Source organism: Pseudomonas frederiksbergensis, assembly GCF_001952935.1.
GTDB classification, from domain to species: Bacteria; Pseudomonadota; Gammaproteobacteria; order Pseudomonadales; family Pseudomonadaceae; genus Aquipseudomonas; species Aquipseudomonas frederiksbergensis.
In genome coordinates this window covers 3,570,683-3,590,342 of the sequence record NZ_CP018319.1, presented here as the reverse complement: position 1 = coordinate 3,590,342, position 19,660 = coordinate 3,570,683, and the positions used below count along the sequence as shown (strand labels likewise).

At 60.7% G+C, this 19,660-nt stretch carries 16 protein-coding genes, 1 other RNA gene and 1 pseudogene; 2 read left to right on the top strand and 16 right to left on the bottom strand.

Features of this window, described 5'->3' with window-relative positions:
- Positions 1-16 precede the first annotated feature (16 nt).
- The 16 genes and pseudogenes from ftsA to rsmI all read right to left on the bottom strand — a co-directional run bounded on the left by ftsA (position 17) and on the right by rsmI (position 17,220).
- Positions 17-1,276: a cell division protein FtsA gene (gene ftsA / locus PFAS1_RS16680; RefSeq protein WP_008147519.1), complete on the bottom strand. Its 1,260-nt coding sequence runs from the start codon at positions 1,274-1,276 to the stop codon at positions 17-19.
- Positions 1,277-1,290: 14 nt separating this feature from the next.
- Positions 1,291-2,160 (bottom strand): cell division protein FtsQ/DivIB, encoded by an 870-nt coding sequence (locus tag PFAS1_RS16675; protein ID WP_074880062.1) that lies wholly within the window; start codon positions 2,158-2,160, stop codon positions 1,291-1,293.
- Between the two features lie 4 nt (positions 2,161-2,164).
- The gene (locus PFAS1_RS16670; RefSeq protein WP_076029838.1) at positions 2,165-3,121 is read right to left on the bottom strand and encodes a D-alanine--D-alanine ligase; all 957 of its coding nucleotides are present in this window, start codon (positions 3,119-3,121) and stop codon (positions 2,165-2,167) included.
- A complete protein-coding gene (murC, locus tag PFAS1_RS16665) occupies positions 3,118-4,578 on the bottom strand; it encodes a UDP-N-acetylmuramate--L-alanine ligase (protein ID WP_074880068.1) in 1,461 nt (486 codons plus the stop codon). The genes PFAS1_RS16670 and murC overlap by 4 nt, the downstream gene beginning before the upstream one ends.
- On the bottom strand, positions 4,571-5,641 hold the full coding sequence (gene murG, locus PFAS1_RS16660; protein WP_076029837.1) for an undecaprenyldiphospho-muramoylpentapeptide beta-N-acetylglucosaminyltransferase: 1,071 nt from the start codon (positions 5,639-5,641) through the stop codon (positions 4,571-4,573). Before murG ends, murC begins: the two co-directional genes overlap by 8 nt.
- Positions 5,631-6,847: pseudogene (gene ftsW, locus PFAS1_RS16655) on the bottom strand (putative lipid II flippase FtsW). Before ftsW ends, murG begins: the two are co-directional and overlap by 11 nt.
- Positions 6,844-8,190 carry a UDP-N-acetylmuramoyl-L-alanine--D-glutamate ligase gene (gene murD / locus PFAS1_RS16650; protein WP_074880081.1) on the bottom strand — a complete coding sequence of 449 codons (1,347 nt, stop codon included), beginning with the start codon at positions 8,188-8,190 and terminating at the stop codon, positions 6,844-6,846. The pseudogene ftsW and the gene murD overlap by 4 nt, the downstream one beginning before the upstream one ends.
- A gap of 5 nt (positions 8,191-8,195) precedes the next feature.
- A complete protein-coding gene (mraY, locus tag PFAS1_RS16645) occupies positions 8,196-9,278 on the bottom strand; it encodes a phospho-N-acetylmuramoyl-pentapeptide-transferase (protein WP_008147501.1) in 1,083 nt (360 codons plus the stop codon).
- The gene (locus PFAS1_RS16640) at positions 9,278-10,645 is read right to left on the bottom strand and encodes a UDP-N-acetylmuramoyl-tripeptide--D-alanyl-D-alanine ligase (RefSeq protein WP_076029836.1); all 1,368 of its coding nucleotides are present in this window, start codon (positions 10,643-10,645) and stop codon (positions 9,278-9,280) included. The genes mraY and PFAS1_RS16640 overlap by 1 nt, the downstream gene beginning before the upstream one ends.
- Complete coding sequence (locus PFAS1_RS16635) at positions 10,638-12,101, bottom strand: UDP-N-acetylmuramoyl-L-alanyl-D-glutamate--2,6-diaminopimelate ligase (protein ID WP_076029835.1); 1,464 nt, start codon at positions 12,099-12,101, stop codon at positions 10,638-10,640. Before PFAS1_RS16635 ends, PFAS1_RS16640 begins: the two co-directional genes overlap by 8 nt.
- A complete protein-coding gene (locus tag PFAS1_RS16630) occupies positions 12,101-13,840 on the bottom strand; it encodes a peptidoglycan D,D-transpeptidase FtsI family protein (protein WP_198044983.1) in 1,740 nt (579 codons plus the stop codon). The genes PFAS1_RS16635 and PFAS1_RS16630 overlap by 1 nt, the downstream gene beginning before the upstream one ends.
- Positions 13,840-14,133 carry a cell division protein FtsL gene (gene ftsL, locus PFAS1_RS16625; protein WP_033053422.1) on the bottom strand — a complete coding sequence of 98 codons (294 nt, stop codon included), beginning with the start codon at positions 14,131-14,133 and terminating at the stop codon, positions 13,840-13,842. Before ftsL ends, PFAS1_RS16630 begins: the two co-directional genes overlap by 1 nt.
- The gene (rsmH, locus tag PFAS1_RS16620) at positions 14,130-15,077 is read right to left on the bottom strand and encodes a 16S rRNA (cytosine(1402)-N(4))-methyltransferase RsmH (RefSeq protein ID WP_074880092.1); all 948 of its coding nucleotides are present in this window, start codon (positions 15,075-15,077) and stop codon (positions 14,130-14,132) included. The genes ftsL and rsmH overlap by 4 nt, the downstream gene beginning before the upstream one ends.
- Entirely contained in the window at positions 15,074-15,529 is a 456-nt protein-coding gene (mraZ, locus tag PFAS1_RS16615; protein ID WP_008147486.1) for a division/cell wall cluster transcriptional repressor MraZ, read from the bottom strand. Before mraZ ends, rsmH begins: the two co-directional genes overlap by 4 nt.
- A gap of 355 nt (positions 15,530-15,884) precedes the next feature.
- Positions 15,885-16,239, bottom strand: an RNA gene (gene rnpB / locus PFAS1_RS16610) — RNase P RNA component class A.
- Positions 16,240-16,314: 75 nt separating this feature from the next.
- Positions 16,315-17,220, bottom strand: coding sequence for a 16S rRNA (cytidine(1402)-2'-O)-methyltransferase (rsmI, locus tag PFAS1_RS16605; protein WP_162493963.1), 906 nt, complete (start codon positions 17,218-17,220; stop codon positions 16,315-16,317).
- A gap of 176 nt (positions 17,221-17,396) precedes the next feature.
- Between rsmI and PFAS1_RS16600 the strand changes: the two genes are divergently transcribed.
- Together PFAS1_RS16600 and PFAS1_RS16595 are read left to right on the top strand one after the other, a co-directional pair.
- Positions 17,397-19,208, top strand: a complete 1,812-nt coding sequence (locus PFAS1_RS16600; RefSeq protein ID WP_076029833.1) for a penicillin-binding protein activator — start codon at positions 17,397-17,399, stop codon at positions 19,206-19,208.
- On the top strand, positions 19,208-19,570 hold the full coding sequence (locus PFAS1_RS16595) for a YraN family protein (protein ID WP_076029832.1): 363 nt from the start codon (positions 19,208-19,210) through the stop codon (positions 19,568-19,570). The genes PFAS1_RS16600 and PFAS1_RS16595 overlap by 1 nt, the downstream gene beginning before the upstream one ends.
- The last annotated feature ends 90 nt before the right edge of the window (positions 19,571-19,660 follow it).

Genomic DNA, 19,660 nt, shown 5'->3' with positions numbered 1-19,660 from the left:
GCTTGAATCTGCTTCGTTAGAAGTTGCCTTGTACCCAGCTCTTGATGCGATCGAGCAAGGCGGCTTTCGGTTCTTCATTGCTGTAGCTGTCGCGGCTGCTGATGCCCGAGAAGGAAATCCCGTCGGACTGCTTCTGCAGGCCGTACATCAACAGGCCAACGCCAGTGGAATAAATCGGGTTGCGGACCACGTCGTCCAGGCCCTTGACGCCATGCGGCACGCCCAGGCGCACCGGCATGTGGAAGATTTCTTCGGCCAGTTCGACTGCGCCTTCCATCTTCGACGTACCACCGGTCAGCACGATGCCGGCCGGGATCAGGTCTTCGTAGCCACTGCGACGCAGTTCGGCCTGGATCAGCGTGAACAGCTCGTCGTAACGCGGCTCGACCACTTCGGCCAGGGCCTGACGGGACAGCTCGCGCGGTGGACGGTCGCCGACACTTGGGACCTTGATGGTTTCACCGGCACCGGCCAGTTTGGCCAGGGCGCAGGCGTAGCGAATCTTGATTTCTTCGGCGTACTGGGTCGGGGTGCGCAACGCCATGGCGATGTCGTTGGTCACCTGGTCGCCCGCAATCGGGATCACTGCGGTGTGACGGATCGCGCCTTCAGTGAAGATCGCGATGTCGGTGGTGCCGCCACCGATGTCCACCAGGCACACGCCCAGCTCTTTCTCGTCGTCGGTCAGGACCGAGTAGGCCGAAGCCAGCTGCTCGAGAATGATGTCGTCGATTTCCAGGCCGCACCGACGCACGCATTTTTCAATGTTCTGTGCGGCGTTGACGGCGCAGGTGACCACGTGGACCTTGGCTTCCAGGCGTACACCCGACATGCCCAGAGGCTCACGAACGCCTTCCTGGTTATCGATCACGTAATCCTGCGGCAGGGTGTGCAGCACGCGCTGGTCAGCCGGGATTGCTACAGCCTGGGCGGCGTCGAGCACTCGTTCCAGGTCGGCGGAGCTGACTTCGCGATCACGAATCGCCACGATGCCGTGGGAGTTCAGGCTGCGGATGTGATTGCCGGCCACGCCGACGAACGCCGAGTGAATGCGGCAACCAGCCATCAGCTGCGCCTCTTCGATCGCGCGCTGGATCGATTGCACGGTGGACTCGATGTTCACCACCACGCCTTTCTTCAGGCCACGGGACGGATGGGTACCGATCCCGACGATTTCCAGCGTGCCGTCGTCCGAGACCTCGCCGACCAGCGCCACCACCTTGGAGGTGCCGATATCGAGACCGACGATCATTTTGCCGCTTTGCACGTTTGCCATGGTCCTGCCTCTTCTTAATTCTTCGCGACAGCGGGTTGGGCTGTCGTGGGCGCTACAGGTTCCCGCCAGCCAACAGCGAGGCCGTTGGCGTAGCGCAGATCGATGCGCGCAATGTTCGTAATCTGTTCTTTAAGCGTCTTGTCATAGATGGCAATGAAACGGCGCATCTTTTCCAGCAGGTTGCCGCGTCCCAGCAACAGTTCGATTCCCGGGCCCGCGCTGCCGGCGCCGGTGGTCAGGAACCAGCTGCCTCGATCGCGCAATTCCAGGCGCGCAATCGAGAAGCCCAACGGCCTGAGCATCTGGCTCAGCACCTGGTATTGCTGCATCACTTGCTGTTGGGCCCGTTGTGGGCCGAACAGCTGTGGCAAGTGTTCGTAGTTCGCCAGCTCGCGCGGGGTGAACGCCTGGCCCTGGTTGTTCAACAGCGATTCATCGCCCCAACGGGCCACTGGCAGTTGTTCTTCCAGGCGGATCACCACTTGATCCGGCCACACCCGACGCACTTCGGCGTGGGCAATCCATGGCATCGTTTCCAGCTCGGTACGCATGCTCGCCAGGTCGATGGTGAAGAAGCTCGACGCCACGTACGGGGCGATCCGCTGCTGTATTGCTTGCTGGCTGATGTAACTCAGGTCGCCCTGCACGTTGATCCTGGTGATCGGCCGGTCGGCGTACGGCAACAAACGCTGCGCGCCTTCGTAAGTACCGAAACCCAGAGCGACCAGCAGCACCGGCCAGAACAGGCTTTTCAGAAAACCGAAATTGGCTTTCGGCAGGCGCGCAGACATCGGCTCTTTGGCCACCATTCGGCTGGCACCCCGCGGTACCGGCTTGCGGCCGGTCGGTGCGGAGGGCTGATGTCTCAGCTGTGCGCCTTGCATGGTCTTAACCTCGCGGCTCAATGCTTGCGGCCAGAATCGCCAGAACCAGTTGCTGGAAATCCAGACCGGCAGCACGAGCCGCCATCGGCACCAGACTGTGATCGGTCATGCCCGGCGCGGTATTGACTTCCAGGAACCAGAACTGCCCGTCGGCGTCCTGCATCACGTCTGCCCTGCCCCAACCGGCGATACCCAGCGCCTCACAGGCTTTCGCCGTGAGGTCCATCAGTTCTTTTTCTTTGTTGCTGTCCAGGCCACACGGAATCCGATACTGGGTATCGCAAGCCACGTACTTGGCGTCGTAGTCGTAGAAGCTGTGCGTCGTGCCCAGGGCAATCGGTGGCAACACCTGGTCACGCAGGGTGGCGATGGTGAACTCCGGACCTTGAATCCATTGCTCGACCAACACTTGCGAATCGTAGGTACTGGCCGCTTTCCACGCGTCGATCAACTCCGACGTGGAGGTCACTTTGGCCATCCCGATACTTGAACCTTCATGGGCCGGTTTGACGATCAAAGGGAAGCCCAGTTCCGTCGCCGCCGAAATACAATCGGCCTCGCAGCTCAGTACGGCATGGCGTGGCGTCGGAATACCGAGGCTGTGCCAGACCTGTTTGGTCCGCAGCTTGTCCATGGCCAGCGCCGAAGCAAGAATGCCGCTGCCGGTGTACGGAATACCCAGGCATTCCAGCAGGCCCTGCATGCTGCCGTCTTCACCACCACGACCGTGGAGAATGATGAAGGCGCGATCGATTTTTTCGTTCAGCAGACGCTGCAACAGATCATCGCCCACGTCGAGACCAAACGCGTCCACACCGGCGCTTAGCAGCGCATCGAGAACCGCGTTACCCGACTTGAGGGAAACCTCACGCTCGGCACTCTTGCCGCCGAAGAGCACGGCGACGCGGCCGAAATCTTTCGGCGCGACAGTGGAGACGAGGTTGGCGTAAGCAGCAGTCATTTCAACTTCCCCACACTCGGCGCAGCAACGGCGCCAGCGAACAACGGACTTTTCAACAGTTTTGGAGCAAGACCACCGATGTCACCGGCGCCCTGGCACAGCAGGATGTCGCCAGCACGCAGCAGCGGCTTGACCACCGGCGCGAGATCGACACCGCGCTCGATGTAGATCGGGTCGAGCTGACCGCGCTGACGGATGCTGTTGCACAACTTGCGGCTGTCGGCGCCCGGGATCGGTTCTTCACCGGCCGGGTAGACTTCCATCAGCAACAGGACGTTGGCGTCGGCCAATACATTGACGAAATCGTCGTACAGGTCACGGGTGCGGCTGTAACGGTGCGGCTGGTAGACCATCACCAGACGGCGCTCCGGCCAGCCACCGCGCACGGCTTTGATGACCGCGGCAACTTCGGTCGGGTGGTGACCGTAGTCGTCGACCAGCATCACGCTGCCACCGTCTACCGGCAGTTCGCCGTAGACCTGGAAGCGTCGGCCGACACCCTGGAACCCGGACAGGCCCTGGACGATGGCTTCATCGCTGACGCCTTCATCGGTGGCGATGCAGATGGTTGCCAGTGCATTCAACACGTTGTGGTTGCCCGGCATGTTCACCGAGACATCCAGCGGATCGCGATCAGGACGCAGCACGGTGAAGAAGGTCTGCATGCCCTGCTGACGCACATTGATCGCACGCACATCGCAGTCGTCGCCGAAGCCATAAGTCACGGTCGGACGTTTTACCAACGGCAGGATTTCACGCACCACCGGATCGTCCAGGCACACCACCGCCAGACCGTAGAACGGCAGGTTGTGGAGGAACTCGACGAAGGTTTTCTTCAGTTTGTTGAAGTCACCGTCGTAGGTCGCCATGTGGTCGGCGTCGATGTTGGTGACCACGGCCACCAGCGGCTGCAAGTGCAGGAAGCTGGCGTCGCTTTCATCTGCTTCAGCGATCAGATAACGACTGGTGCCCAGTTGGGCATTGGTGCCCGCGGCATTCAGACGGCCACCGATCACGAATGTCGGGTCCAGGCCACCGGCGGCGAACACCGAAGCGATCAGGCTGGTGGTGGTGGTTTTGCCATGGGTACCGGCGACGGCGATGCCGTGGCGGTAGCGCATCAGCTCAGCCAGCATTTCAGCGCGCGGCACCACCGGGATGCGGCGTTCCAGGGCAGTGGCGACTTCCGGGTTGGAGGTGTTCACGGCACTGGAGGTGACCAGTACATCGGCGTTCGCAGCGTTCTCGGCGCGGTGGCCGATAAAGATCTGGGCGCCGAAGGACTCGAGACGCTCGGTCACCGGCGAAGCTTTCAGGTCGGAACCGGACACTTCATAGCCCAGGTTCAACAACACTTCGGCAATGCCGCACATGCCCACGCCGCCGATCCCGACGAAATGGATGCGACGGATGCGGCGCATTTCCGGTTGCGGCATGGCTTTCTGATTCTCAACCATGGGCCACCTCCAGGCAGGTATCGACCACGTTACGGGTTGCATCGGGTTTGGCCAGGCGGCGTGCCGCGGTAGCCATGTCGGTGAGTCGTTGTGGTTGCATCAGGACCTCTGTCAGGCGTGCGGCAAGATCCGCTGCGCCAGTCGTTCTTTGCGGCATCAGGAAGGCAGCGCCTTCACGGGCCAAATAATCGGCGTTGCGGGTCTGGTGATCGTCGATCGCGTGGGGCAAAGGCACCAGCATCGAGGGCAGACCGGCGGCGGCCAGTTCACTGATGGTCAACGCGCCTGCGCGGCACACCACCAGGTCGGCCCAGCCATAGGCGTGGGCCATGTCTTTGATGAAAGGCTGCACTTGCGCCTCGACGCCAGCCGCGCGATAGCGCTCTGCAGTCACTTCATCGTGGTTTTTGCCGGCCTGATGAAACACTTCCGGGCGCAGGTCGGGGGCGACTTGCGACAGGGCTTCAGGCAGCAACTTGTTCAACGGTTCTGCGCCCAGGCTTCCACCCAGGATCAGCAAACGCGCCTTGCGACCGGCCAGAGCCTGTCGCGGTGTTTCGAGGAACAGCTCGGTGCGCACCGGGTTACCGGTGGTCCGACGGCTGCCCGACAGAGTAAAGGTGTCGGGGAACGCTTCACAGACTCGGGCGGCCAACGGCACCAGCAACCGATTGGCGGTACCGGCTACGGCGTTCTGCTCGTGAACGATCACCGGCACGCCAGCCAGTTTGGCGGCAACGCCACCGGGACCGGTCACATAACCGCCAAAGCCGACGACACACACCGGCCGCAACTGGCGAATGATCGCCCGTGCCTGCCAGATCGACTTGAGCAACATGAATGGGGCCTTGAGCAGGGACAATTTGCCCTTGCCACGCAATCCGCTGGCATTGATCCGATGCAGTTCGATGCCGGCCATCGGGACCAGTTCGTTCTCGATGCCACGCGGAGTCCCCAGCCAATGCACGGTGTAACCACGGGCCTGGAATTCGCGAGCACACGCCAGCGCCGGGAACACGTGGCCACCGGTGCCGCCCGCCATGATCAATACGTTAGCGCCCATGGGTCGGCTCCTCGGCGAAGTCACTCTCATGGAACTCCATCTCTTCGCTGCCCAAGTGGGTTCGACTTTCCCACTCGATGCGCAGCAACAAGCCGAGACAGGCACAACAGATCACCAACGAGCTACCGCCGTAACTGAGAAACGGCAGGGTCAGCCCCTTGGTTGGCAGCAGGCCGACGTTCACCCCGATGTTGATCAGGAACTGACCAATCCACAGGAACGACAAGCCGTACGCGATGTAGGCGGCGAAAAACTGCTTGGCCTTCTCGGCCCAATAACCGATGTACATCCCGCGAATACAGACAAAGGCGAACAGCGCTACCGTGCACAAAGAACCGACGGCACCCAGTTCTTCGGCCAGGACCGAAAACACGAAGTCGGTGTGGGCTTCCGGCAGGTAGAACTGTTTCTGCACGCTGTTGCCCAGGCCAACGCCCAGCCATTCGCCGCGACCAAAAGCGATCAACGCTTGAGACAACTGATAACCGGCACCGAACTGGTCGGCCCACGGATCGGCAAAGTTGGTCAGGCGCGCCATTCGATACGGCTGCATTTGAATCAGCAACACCACCGCCCCGACCGCCAGGACAACCATCAGGGAAAAACGGAACAGCCCGACCCCCCGAGGAACAGCATCGCCGCAGCAGCGCCCATCATTACGACAGTGGCGCCGAAGTCCGGCTCCATCAGCAACAGACCCGCCATTGGCAGCAGGACGATGAACGGCTTGAAGAAGCCCATCCAGCTTTCACGCACTTCTTTCTGGCGACGCACCAGGTAACCGGCCAAGTAAATAACGACAAATACCTTGGCGATTTCCGACGGCTGAACGTTGAAGAAACTGAAGCCGATCCAGCGCATCGAACCGTTCACTTCACGGCCGATCCCCGGGATGATCACCATCACCAGCAAACCGAACGCACCAATCAGCATCAGCCAGCCCAGGCGTTGCCAGGTGGCGATCGGAATCATCATGGTGACGATGCAGGCACCCAGGCCCAGCACCACGTAGATAAGGTGGCGAATCATGTAGTACAGCGCGCTGCCCGACTGCACAGCCGCCACTTCGGTCGATGCCGAGGCAATCATGACCAGCCCGAGGCCGATCAAGGCCAGGCAGCCGGCGAGCATCGGGAAGTCGAGGTCGATACCGCGCCCGGTGATGATCGGCGACGGGTAGGGCTTGATGATGTTCATCAGGCTCATGCCAGGTCCTCCACAGCGCGGACGAACTGGTGACCACGGTCTTCGTAATTCTTGAACATGTCGAAACTGGCGCAGGCCGGCGACAACAACACGGCGTCGCCCTTCTCTGCGATGGCGCGGCATTGCTCGACCGCTTCGATCAGCGAGTTGACGCGAATCAGTGGCACGGCATCGCCGATGGCTTGAGCGATCAGCTCGGCGTCACGCCCCATCAGCACCACGGCGCGGCAGTTGGCCGCCACCGGATCACGCAAGTCCTTGAACTCGGCACCCTTGCCATCGCCACCGGCGATCAGCACGAGTTTGCCGTCGATGTCCGCGCCCAGGCCTTCGATGGCCGCCAGTGCGGCACCGACGTTGGTGGCTTTGGAATCGTTGTAGTAGCTCACGCCATTCAGGTCACGGACCCACTGGCAGCGATGCTCGAGCCCGGCGAAGGTGCGCAGGCTCGCCAGCATCGCGTCGAACGGCAGGCCGACGGCGTGGCCCAGGGCCAATGCCGCCAAGGCGTTGGACTGGTTGTGGGCACCGCGAATTTTCAGCTCGCGCACTGGCATCAGGTTCTGGAATTCGAAGGCCAGGTACTTCTCGCCGTCTTCTTCGCGGATACCGAATGCCTTGAAATCAGGCTTGCTCAAACCGAAGGTCCAGCATGGCTGGCCTTCGCCAATCAGCGGACGGCTCAAGGCATCCTGACGGTTGACCACAAACTGCCTGGCACCCCGGAAGATCCGGTGCTTGGCCAGGTGATAAGCCGGCAGGCCGCTATAGCGGTCCATGTGGTCTTCGCTGACGTTGAGCACGGTCGCCACTTCGGCGTTGAGCTGATCGGTGGTCTCGAGCTGGAAGCTCGACAGTTCCATCACGTACAGCTCGACGTCGTCGCTGAGCAGGTCCAGCGCCGGCGTACCGAGGTTGCCACCGACGGCGACACGCTTGCCGGCCGCCGCAGCCATCTCGCCGACCAGTGTGGTGACGGTGCTTTTCGCGTTGGAACCGCTGATGGCGACGATCGGCGCCTTCGCGTTACGCGCGAACAACTCGATGTCACCGGACAATTTCACGCCACGGGCGGCGGCAGCCTGCAGGGCCGGGGTCGCCAGCGCCAGGCCGGGGCTCACGTAGAGCTCGTCGGCGCGGCACAGGAATTCGACGTCCAGCTCGCCACAACGCACTTCCACGTGCGGATAGTCACGCTTGAGCGTGGCCAGTTCCGGTGGATTTTCCCGCGTGTCGGCGACAGCAAACGACGTGCCCCGGTTCGCCAGGAAGCGAACCAGGGACATGCCGCTCTTGCCGAGGCCGACAACGATGCGGAAGTGGTCAGAAGCGATCAGAGACACTCGTTCTACCTCAGCTTCAGGGTGGCAAGGCCAACCAGTACGAGAATCACGGTGATGATCCAGAAACGGACGATCACACGCGGCTCGGGCCAGCCCTTGAGTTCAAAGTGGTGGTGAATCGGTGCCATGCGAAACACGCGGCGACCAGTCAACTTGAAGGAAGCAACTTGAATGACGACCGACAGGGTCTCCATCACGAACACGCCGCCCATGATGAACAGGACGATTTCCTGACGGACGATCACCGCGATGGTGCCCAGTGCCGCGCCCAGCGCCAGTGCGCCGACGTCGCCCATGAACACCTGGGCCGGATACGTGTTGAACCAGAGGAATCCGAGGCCCGCGCCGATCAACGCGCCGCAGAACACAATCAACTCGCCTGCGCCCGGCACATATGGAATCAACAGGTATTCAGCGAATTTCACGTTACCCGACAGGTAGCAGAAGATCCCCAACCCGCCGCCGACCATTACGGTGGGCATGATCGCCAGACCGTCGAGGCCGTCGGTCAGGTTGACCGCGTTGCTCGAGCCAACGATCACGAAGTAAGTCAGGACAATGAAACCTATGCCCAGCGGAATGCTGTGGTCCTTGAGCATCGGCAAGATCAGGGTGGTTTCCACCGGTGTCGCTGCGGTCATATAAAGGAAGATCGCCGCGCCCAGGCCGAACACCGATTGCCAGAAGTACTTCCAGCGACTCGGCAAACCACGGGAGTTCTTCTCGATGACTTTGCGGTAATCGTCGACCCAGCCGATCGCGCCGAACAGCAAAGTCACCAGCAGCACGGTCCACACGTAACGGTTGCTCAGGTCAGCCCACAGCAAAGTGCTGACACCGATGGACGACAGGATCAGCGCGCCGCCCATGGTCGGGGTGCCGGACTTGGACAGGTGCGATTGCGGACCGTCGTTGCGAACGGATTGACCGATCTGACGATTCTGTAACGTGCGGATCATCCACGGGCCGTAGCACAGCGACAAAACCAACGCGGTCAGCACACCGAGAATCCCGCGCAGGGTCAGGTACTGAAAGACCGCGAAGCCTTTGTAGAACTGTTGCAGATACTCCGCTAGCAGCAGCAGCATTAATGTTTCTCCAGGCTGGTCACGCACAAAGCGGCGACGATGTTTTCCATCGCGGCGCTGCGCGAGCCCTTGATCAAAATGGTGGTGTTTGTGTCTTGCTCGGCGCCCAGGGCCTCGATCAGTTCAGCCTGCGTGCTGAAGTGAAAGGCCTGCGGACCGAAAGCGTTCACGGCGTGAGCCATCATTGGCCCGACGGCGTAAAGCGCGGAAACCTTGCCGCGGGCGTACTCGCCCACATCGCGGTGCCCCTGCTCCGCCCAATCGCCCAACTCGCCGATATCCCCGAGCACCAGAACGGTGCGACCGGAAAAGCCGGCGAGTATATCAACGGCGGCGCACATGGAGGTGGGGTTCGCGTTGTACGTGTCATCAATTACGCGCATGCCATTGCTGGCCAGTTGCGCGACGGTGCGGCCCTTGACCGGTTGCACCGCGCCCAGGCCGGTGGCGATGCCGAACAGCGACACGCCCAGTGCATGGGCGGCGGCGGCAGCGGCCAGGGCATTGGCAACGTTATGGGTGCCGAGCAGGTTCAGTTGAACGCGCTCCATACCTTCAGGGCTGTGCAGGTTGAACGCCGGGCAACCGCGAGCGTCGCGGTCCAGATCGCTGGCGTAGAAATCGGCACTGACATTGCTCAGGGCGAAGGTCAGCACTTTGCGACCGGCAGCGCGGTTCTTCCAGATGTCGAACGCCTTGTCGTCAAGATTGAGAACGGCGACGCCATCGGCATCCAGCCCTTCAATAATCTCGCCCTTGGCTTCAACGATTTTTTCTGGCCCGCCGAACTCGCCGACGTGGGCGGTCCCGGCGTTGTTGAGTACGGCCACATGCGGCTTGGTCATGCCGACGGTGTAGGCGATTTCGCCAAGACGCGACGCACCCAGCTCAATCACCGCAGCGGTATGTTCCGGCGCAAGTTCGAGCAACGTCAGCGGCACGCCGAGGTCATTGTTCAGGTTGCCACGGGTCGCCAACACCGGACCGCGCGTGCGCAGGATGCTGGCGAGCATTTCCTTGACCGTGGTCTTGCCGCTGGAACCGGTGATGGCCGCGACAGGATGGGTGTAAGCCGAACGGTTCAATGCACCGAGTTGCCCCAGCGCCTGACGCGTATCTTTGACCAGCAATTGCGGCAGTGCGCTGTCGGCGACTTCACGCTCGACCAACGCCGCCACGGCGCCTTTTGCGGCGACGTCATTGAGATAGTCGTGACCATCGAAACGCGGGCCGGCCAGGGCAATAAAGAGTTGGCCTGGCTTGATCGCACGGCTGTCGATGCTGACGCCGTCGAAGCTGGCATCGGCAGAAACCAGGCGGGCATTCAGCGCGCCGGTCAGTTCGCTCAGTTTCAAGGTTTTAAGCATGGGCCACCTCCCACGCGCTCAAGGCGTGATCGGCCTCGACCAGATCGGAGAAAGCATGACGCTGGCCGTTGATTTCCTGATAGTCCTCGTGACCTTTACCGGCCAGGACAATCACATCATCCGCCGAAGCGCTGGCGATCAGTTGGGCAATCGCCTGGCCACGGCCTGCGACGAAGGTGACTTTATCCACAGCGGTAAAACCGGCGCGGATGTCGTCGAAGATCACTGCCGGGTCTTCGGTGCGCGGGTTGTCATCGGTCACCAGCACGCCGTCAGCCAGACGCTCGACCACTTCAGCCATCAGCGGACGCTTGCCGCGATCGCGATCACCACCGCAACCGAACAGGCACAGCAAACGACCTTTGGCGTGAGGGCGCAGGGCCATCAAGACTTTTTCCAGCGCATCCGGTGTATGAGCGTAATCGACCACCACCAGCGGCTGAGTACCGCCGCCGAGGCGCTGCATGCGTCCGGCCGGGCCTTCGAGTTTTGGCAGGACCTTGAGAATTTCGTCCAGCGCGTAGTCAAGACCCAGCAAGGCGCCGACCGCGGCCAGCACGTTGCTCAGGTTGAAGCGACCGAGCAAGGTGCTGCGCAGATGATGCTCACCCTGCGGCGTGACCAGCGTGGCGCGCACGCCCTCGTCATCGAACTGCGCTTCACGGCAATAAAGGTAGGCCCTGGAGTCTTCCAGGCTATAGGTGATCAAGCGCGACTCACCATCATCAGCGGCCAGTCGGCGGCCGAAATCGTCGTCGAGGTTGACCACCCGGCACTTCAAATCATTCCAGGCAAACAACTTGGCCTTGGCTTCGCCGTAGGCTTGCATCGTGCCGTGGTAATCCAGGTGATCGCGGGACAGGTTGGTCATCACCGCCACATCGAAGGCCAAGGCGGTCACGCGCCCCTGATCCAGACCATGGGAAGAAACCTCCATGGCGACGGCTTTGGCACCGGCCTTTTTCAGGTCGGCGAGGGTTGCCTGCACGGCGATCGGGTTCGGTGTGGTGTGCAAGCCGCTTTCGAGCGCGCCGTAAAAACCGGTGCCCAACGTGCCGACGATGCCGCAATGCTGGCCGAGCAAATCCAGGGCTTGTGCAACCAACTGCGTCACGCTGGTTTTGCCGTTGGTGCCGGTCACGCCGATTAGGTTCAAGTGGCGACTAGGGTCACCGTAAAAACGCCCGGCAATGTCCGACAGCTGCGCCGCCAGGCCTTTGACCGGAATCAGCGGCACATCGGTAATCGGCAATACGGTCGCGCCTTCGACTTCATACGCCACAGCGGCAGCGCCGCGTTGCAGGGCGTCGGCAATGTGTGCGCGTCCGTCGAACTTGCCGCCAGGGACGGCGAGAAACAGATCGCCTGCCCGCACGTTGCGGCTGTCCAGGGTCAGTTCGCGGATCAACAGATCGCGGCCGGCGTGGGCGAAAATCTTGTTCAGGCTCAGAGACATCAGCCTCGCCCTCCATTGGCTTTCAGCGGAACGACCGGTGCTGCGATCGCTTGTTGAGTAGGTGTCAGGTTGTCCGGGGTGATGTTCATCAGGCGCAAGGTCCCGGACATCACTTTGCTGAACACCGGGGCCGATACCAGACCACCGAAGTAACCGGCCTTGGACGGTTCATCGATCACCACCACGATGGCATAGCGCGGATCGCTCATCGGGCCGAAGCCGGCGAACAGCGAGCGGTAGGAATTCTCGGCGTAGCCTTTGGTGCCGACCGACGTCTTGCGCGCGGTACCCGACTTGCCGCCCACGTGATACGCCGGCACTTGCGCGCGGAATACACCGCGCGGGGCTTCGATCACTTGTTGCAGCATGGTTTGCATGGTCTTCGCGACAGCTTCCGGCAATACCTGTGTGGTTTGCGGCGCCTTGTCGGTTTTGATCAGGGTCAGCGGCGCGAGGCGACCGTTGTTGGCCAGGGCCGAGAAAGCGTGGACCAACTGGATCGCGGTCACGGAGATACCGTAGCCGTACGACAGCGTGGCGGTTTCAGCCTTGCGCCATTCGCGGTAGTTCGGCAGGTTGCCGACGCGCTCGCCCGGGAAGCCGAGGCCGGTGTCCTGGCCAAGGCCGACTTTTTGCGCAAGGCGGAAAATCGTTTCGCCGCCGATATCGAACGCGACTTTACTCATGCCGACGTTACTGGAGTTGATCATGATGCCGGTGAGGTCGAGCACCGGGCCTTCGGATTTGGAGACGTCCTTGATGGTGTATTTACCAATCTGCAAGGTGCCCGGATAAACCTCGACGGTATCGGTCGGCTTCCAGCGCCCGGTTTCAATCGCGGCGCTCATGGAAATCGCTTTCATGGTCGAACCCGGTTCGAACACGTCGATCATCGCGCGGTTACGCATCATCGCCGGTTGCAGGTTGCGACGGTTGTTCGGGTTGTAGGTCGGCTGGTTGACCATGGCGAGGATCTCGCCGCTCTTCACGTCCATGATCACCAGGCTGCCGGCCTTGGCGCCATTCTCGATGATCGCATTACGCAGCTCACGGTTGGCCAGGTATTGCAGACGCAGGTCAATGGACAACGCCAAGGGCTTTCCGGCCTTGGCGTTTTTGGTGACCTGAACATCCTTGATAAGTCGGCCACGCCGATCCTTGATCACCTGCCGCTTGCCTGGAACCCCGGCCAGCCATTCGTCGTAGGCCAGCTCGACGCCTTCACGACCGTGGTCATCGATGTCGGTAAAACCGACCATATGGGCAGTGACTTCACCGGCCGGGTAGAAACGGCGGAATTCTTCGATGCCATAAACGCCCGGCACTTTCAGATCGAGCACGGACTGGCCTTGCTCGGGGGTCAGCCCGCGCACCAGGTAAATGAATTCTTTGTTGGCCTGGGCTTCGAGACGTTCGGCCAGGGCTTTCGGGTCCTGCCCCAAGGCAGCCGCCAGTGCAGGCCACTTCTCTTTGGCCGTTTGCATTTCCTTGGCGTTGGCCCAAAGGGTGGTGACCGGGGTACTCACGGCCAAAGGCTCGCCGTTACGGTCGGTGATCAGACCACGGTGAGCCGGAATCGGAATATGACGCACGCTGCGCGCATCGCCCTGACCTTTAAGGAAGGCACGGTCGACCACCTGCAGATCGATAATGCGCCAGGCAATCGCCGCGACCATGACGCCGAGCAAACCCAGTACCAGGCGGAACCGCCATGGAAAGAGAGCGCCCTCAAGTTTCATCATGGCGCCACCATCTGCACTTCAGCGGCGCCAGGAATGCGCATCTTCAGTTGCTCGGTCGCCAGGACTTCGATACGGCTGTGGGCGGTCCAGGTGCTCTGTTCAAGAATCAAACGGCCCCACTCCGCTTGCGCCTTGTCGCGCACGCTCAACTCGTTGTACAGGGAGTTCAACAGTTGACGGTTCCAGTGGGCGCTATAGGAAACGCCGATGGCCGACACGAGCACGCCAATAAACAGCAGAAACATGAAAAAGCTTCCGCCGGGAAGTGGCTTGGCGAAAAGCTTGCTCACCGCAGCTTCTCCGCGACGCGCATGACGGCGCTACGGGAACGTGGGTTGGCTTTGAGTTCGGCCTCGGAGGCGGACTGCGCTTTGCCATGGATTTTGATTATCGGTTCGAAAGCGACGTGACGGACCGGCAGGTTACGCGGCAGGTTGTCGGCTTCGCCTTTCACCAGTTTGCGCATGAACAGCTTGACGATGCGGTCTTCCAGCGAGTGGAAGCTGATGACCACCAGGCGGCCACCGACTTCCAGGCATTCCAGTGCGGCTTCGAGGCCGGCTTCCAGATCACCCAGTTCGTTGTTGACGTGAATACGCAAGCCCTGGAACGCACGGGTCGCCGGGTTCTTGCCCTTTTCCCATGCCGGGTTGGCGACTTTCAGGACTTCAGCCAGATCGGCAGTGCGCTCGAACGGCTTGATGTCACGACGCTCGGCCACGGCACGGGCCATCCGGCCGGAAAAACGCTCTTCGCCGTATTGCTTGAATACACGGGCGATTTCTTCCACCGGGGCGGTGTTGACGAATTCGGCAGCGCTGATTCCACGGGACGGATCCATGCGCATGTCCAGCGGGCCATCATTGAGGAAACTGAAGCCGCGCTCAGGGTCATCGAGCTGCGGCGAGGACACGCCGAGGTCGAGCAAAACGCCGCTGACCTTGCCGGCCAGACCACGTTCGGCGACTTCCGAACCGAGCTCGGCAAAGCTGCGCTGCACAACGACAAAGCGGCCGTCTTCGGCCGCTAGCGTTTGCCCGGTGGCAATCGCTTGAGGATCCTTGTCGAATCCGAGTACCCGACCCTCGGGGCCGAGCTGGCTGAGGATCAACCGGCTGTGTCCGCCGCGCCCGAACGTACCGTCCAGATAGCAGCCATCAGGACGTACGGCGAGAGCCTCCACGGCTTCGTCGAGCAGTACGGTGATGTGGTTAAAGCCGCTATCAATAGTCACAGGATCAAATCACGCAGTTCATCAGGCATGGCGCCCGGTTGTTGAATGGCAGCCAGGTCAGCGGCAGAAACCGCATCCCAGGCATCCTCGTCCCACAATTGGAACTTGTTCAGTTGGCCTACCAACATCGCGCGCTTATCCAACTTGGCATATTCACGAAGACGCGGCGGAACCAGAAAACGACCACTGCCATCGAGCTCGAGGTCGACGGCATTACCAATCAGTAAACGTTGCAGGCGGCGGTTCTCTTCGCGAAGCGAAGGCAGTGCGCGCAGTTTGGTTTCAATAATTTCCCACTCATCGAGGGGGTAAACACACAAACACGGATCAACGGCATCAATTGTGACGATTAACTGACCGGAACTACGCGAAACGAGCTCGTCACGGTACCGGCTCGGCATAGCGAGACGGCCCTTTGCATCGAGACTGATAGCGTTAGCTCCGCGAAACACGTCAGCGTTTCTCCAAATATTAGCGTTTTGAGCTCAAAAAACCCACTTCATGCCACTTTCCGCCACTTGCGCACACTATAGGAATGCGGCCACCGCACCGTCAAGGCGCGGATTAAAGGAAAACCCTTACAGAACTGAGATTTAGGAGCGCAAAAGGAGGGGTAGCGAGAATTTGGCGCATCATCTTGCTCAATAACTTGAATCAGCACTGAAAGCTGCGTTCGAAAGTTAAAGTAATTTGTTAAGAGTAAGATTTTTTCGGTATTAGGAAAGTGCTTCTGCTGTTGTTTCTGTAAGGAGGGGAAAAGCTACTACAGGCGCCCTGCTCAATGATTAAAGCAGGGAGGGGAAAAAGGTGGAGAGTCGATCTGTAAGCCGGGTTCTGTCTTGAACAGTCATTCGTCTACGATGGCCATCACTGGACATCTTTAGCAACCTACCCGGTCCCAGCGCGGGCCACGCCTTGGGACCCTATTTGGTCTTGCTCCAAGTGGGGTTTACCTAAGCCACGAACTGTTGCCAGTCGTGCGGTGCGCTCTTACCGCACCTTTTCACCCTTACCGGCGCCGAAGCGCTTAGGCGGTTATTTTCTGTGGCACTTTCCGTAGGCTCACGCCTCCCAGGCATTACCTGGCACTTCGCCCTATGGAGCCCGGACTTTCCTCCCCCCCCTAATTTTCATAGAGGGCAGCGACTGTCCGATCGACTCTCCGCGGCGAAGATTAACGGCAGAGCGGCCGAAGGACAAGCGCTAAACGCCTTGGACTGCGCCTGCACGTCGGTTTCTACTCGCCCTTCTGTTTATCCAGCGCGACCTGATAGAGCACATTCTTGCGCTCGCCGGTAATTTGCGCCGCCAACGCTGCGGCTCGCTTGAGCGGCATTTCTTCAAGCAACAGATTCAGAATGCGCATGGCTTCACTGCTGACGGCATCCTCGGTCTCGGGGGCAGACCAACCCGCCACCAACACCACACATTCACCACGCTGCTGATTGCTGTCTGATTCGACGAACTCGCGCAATTCAGCCAATGGCAAACCTTTAAGGGTTTCGAACGTCTTGGTCAGCTCACGCGCCAGCAACGCCGGACGCTCGCCACCAAACACCAACTCCATGTCTTGAAGGCACTCAAGGATCCGGTGCGGGGCCTCATAAAAAATCAGCGTGCGCGGCTCTTCCTTTACCAACTCAAGACGGGCGCGCCGACCGACAGCCTTGGCCGGCAGAAAGCCTTCGAAAATGAAACGGTCCGACGGCAGACCCGCCGCCGACAACGCCGCGATCAACGCACAGGCGCCCGGAACCGGCACCACATTGATACCCGCAGCACGAGCCTGACGCACGAGGTGATAACCCGGATCGGAAATCAACGGCGTGCCGGCATCTGAAATCAGTGCCACATCGTCGCCGGCAAGCAAACGAGTGATAAAGCGGCTACCTTCATCCCGCTCATTGTGTTCATGGCAGGCCGCCAGCGGTGTAGGAATGCCGAAATGCTGCATCAATCGCTGGGAGTGACGGGTATCTTCGGCGGCGATCAGGGCGACGTCGCGCAGGATTTTCAGCGCACGCGCACTGATGTCGTCCAGGTTGCCGATGGGCGTCGCCACCACATAAAGCGAGCCAGCAGCGGAATTCAAAGCACCTGGAGCAGTCAAAGCGCACACCTCATTATCGGTAAAAGCCGCCATTGTAGCGCGTCGTGACGCTCGCGATACGCGCAAGCAACCCTCGGTTTTGCAGCCTTTTGTGCAGTGCCGCAACAATTGCACGAGCTAAATTGATCGATTCACACCAGTAACATCGCGCCCCGGCCAGTGCTTGGGTACAATTCCACGCTAATTTGATCGAGTATCAGGAACACTACATGATCGCTTGCCTGCGGCTGTTCACTGCCCTCTGCCTTGCTGCCTTGCTGGCGGCTTGCGCCAGCTCGCCCTCCTCCAGCCTTGGCGAACTTCCACGGACCCCGGATGCCAGTATCGAGCAACTGCTCGCACAGGCCGCTGAAAGCAAAGACCCGGAAAAAGCCTCCCTGTTGCGCCTGAGCGCGGCAGACCTGGCCTATCGCCAGGGGAACGCCGGCCAATCCGCGCAAATCCTGCAACAAGTCCCCGTCGAAACACTCAAGCCTGGCCCACAGGTTTTCGCCAGCACCCTGGCGGCTGAACTGGCCATGGTTCGCAATCAGCCCAAAGCGGCGCTGACAGCCTTGAGTCATCCGAGCCTGCAACGCCTGAGCGAACTGCCGGTCGAGCAACAGGTTCGCACCGGCACCGTCCATGCCCGCGCCCTTGAAGCCGATGGCCAGACGCTGGCCGCCGCACGGGAGCGCATCTTCATCGCGCCAATGCTTGAAGGTGAAGCCGCCAGCAAAAACCACGAAGCGATCTGGACATTGATCGCCTCGCTGCCGACCGATCAATTGCAGCCGAGCGCCACCGACGACCTCGGCGGCTGGATGGGCCTGGCGCAGGCGGTGAAAACTGCCGGCACCCTGGAACAGCAGCAAGCCGCGATCGACAACTGGCGCGCCCAGAATCCAAAGCACCCCGCCGCCATTCAATTGCCGCTGCCACTGACCAAACTCAAGGAACTGGCCAGCCAGCCCCTGAGCAAAATCGCCCTGCTGCTGCCACAAGACGGCCCGCTGGCCTCGGTCGGCAGAGCACTGCGCGAAGGTTTCATGGCTGCTCACTACCAGGCCCAACAAGCCGGGCAGAAGCCGCCAGCCATCGAGTTCTATGACAGCACGCGTCTGACATCCCTCGATGAGTTCTATCGCAAGGCCCAGGCCGACGGTGTGCAACTGGTCATCGGCCCGCTGGAGAAACCGCTGGTCAAACAGCTCAGCGCTCGCCCGCAACTGCCGATCACCACCCTGGCGCTGAATTACAGCGAAGGCACACAAGGTCCAGCCCAACTGTTCCAGTTCGGTCTCGCCGCTGAGGACGAAGCCCGCGAAGTGTCCCGCCGTGCTCGCGCCGATGGCCTGCATCGCGCAGCCATCATGGTGCCGAAAGGCGAATGGGGCGATCGCGTCTTGAGAGCGTTCAGCCAGGATTGGCAGGCTAACGGTGGCAGCATCGTCGCCACCGAACGTGTCGATCAACCGGTTCAACTGGCCCAGCAGATCGCTGACATGTTCCAGCTGCGTCAGAGCGAAGGTCGTGCCAAGAGCCTGCAAAGCACCGTTGGCGGACAGGTCGCCGCCCAGCCTTCACGTCGCCAGGACATCGAGTTCATCTTCCTCGCTGCAACGCCTCAGCAGGCCCAGCAGATCAAGCCGACCTTGAACTTCCAGTACGCCGGCGATGTGCCGGTTTATGCCACCTCCCACGTGTTCAGCGCCAGCGGCGATGTGAACCAGTACAACGACATGAACGGCATTCGCTTCTGCGAAACCCCATGGTTGCTGGAGACTAACGATCCACTGCGCAAACAGGTCACCGCTCAATGGCCACAAGCTGCTGGCAGCCTGGGCCGCCTGTACGCGATGGGTGTCGATGCTTACAGCCTGGCACCACGCCTGGGCCAACTCAAGGCTCTACCGGACAGCCGCATCGAAGGTCAGTCGGGCAGCCTGGGCATGACTCAGAACCAGCGAGTCGTGCGCCAGTTGCCGTGGGCACAGTTTGTCAGCGGCCAGGTTCAACGCCTCCCGGATACTCCGCGCTGATGCCCGACAGATCACGCCAGCAAAGCGGTAAAGATGGCGAGCGCCATGCGCTCGAGCATCTTCAACAACAAGGTCTGCGCCTGTTGGCGCAGAACTGGTTGTGCAAACGCGGCGAGCTTGATCTGGTCATGCTTGATGGCGATACAGTAGTATTCGTTGAAGTCCGCTACAGAAAAAACACTCAATGGGGTGGCGCGCTCGACAGCATCGATGAGCGCAAACGGCAGAAACTGATAATTGCCGCGCAGTATTTTCTTCAGCGCGAGTCGCGTTGGGCCAATTCCCCTTGCCGTTTCGACGTGGTTGCCATCGACAGCAACCTCGATCAGTTGAACTGGTTGCAGAATGCCTTCGACAGCTGATCGCGTACGCCCCGAACCGGACACTTCCACCCAACACTTTTGCTCTTTGCTTTGCGGGCTGCACATTCATGTGCCGAGTAGCCGCGCTAA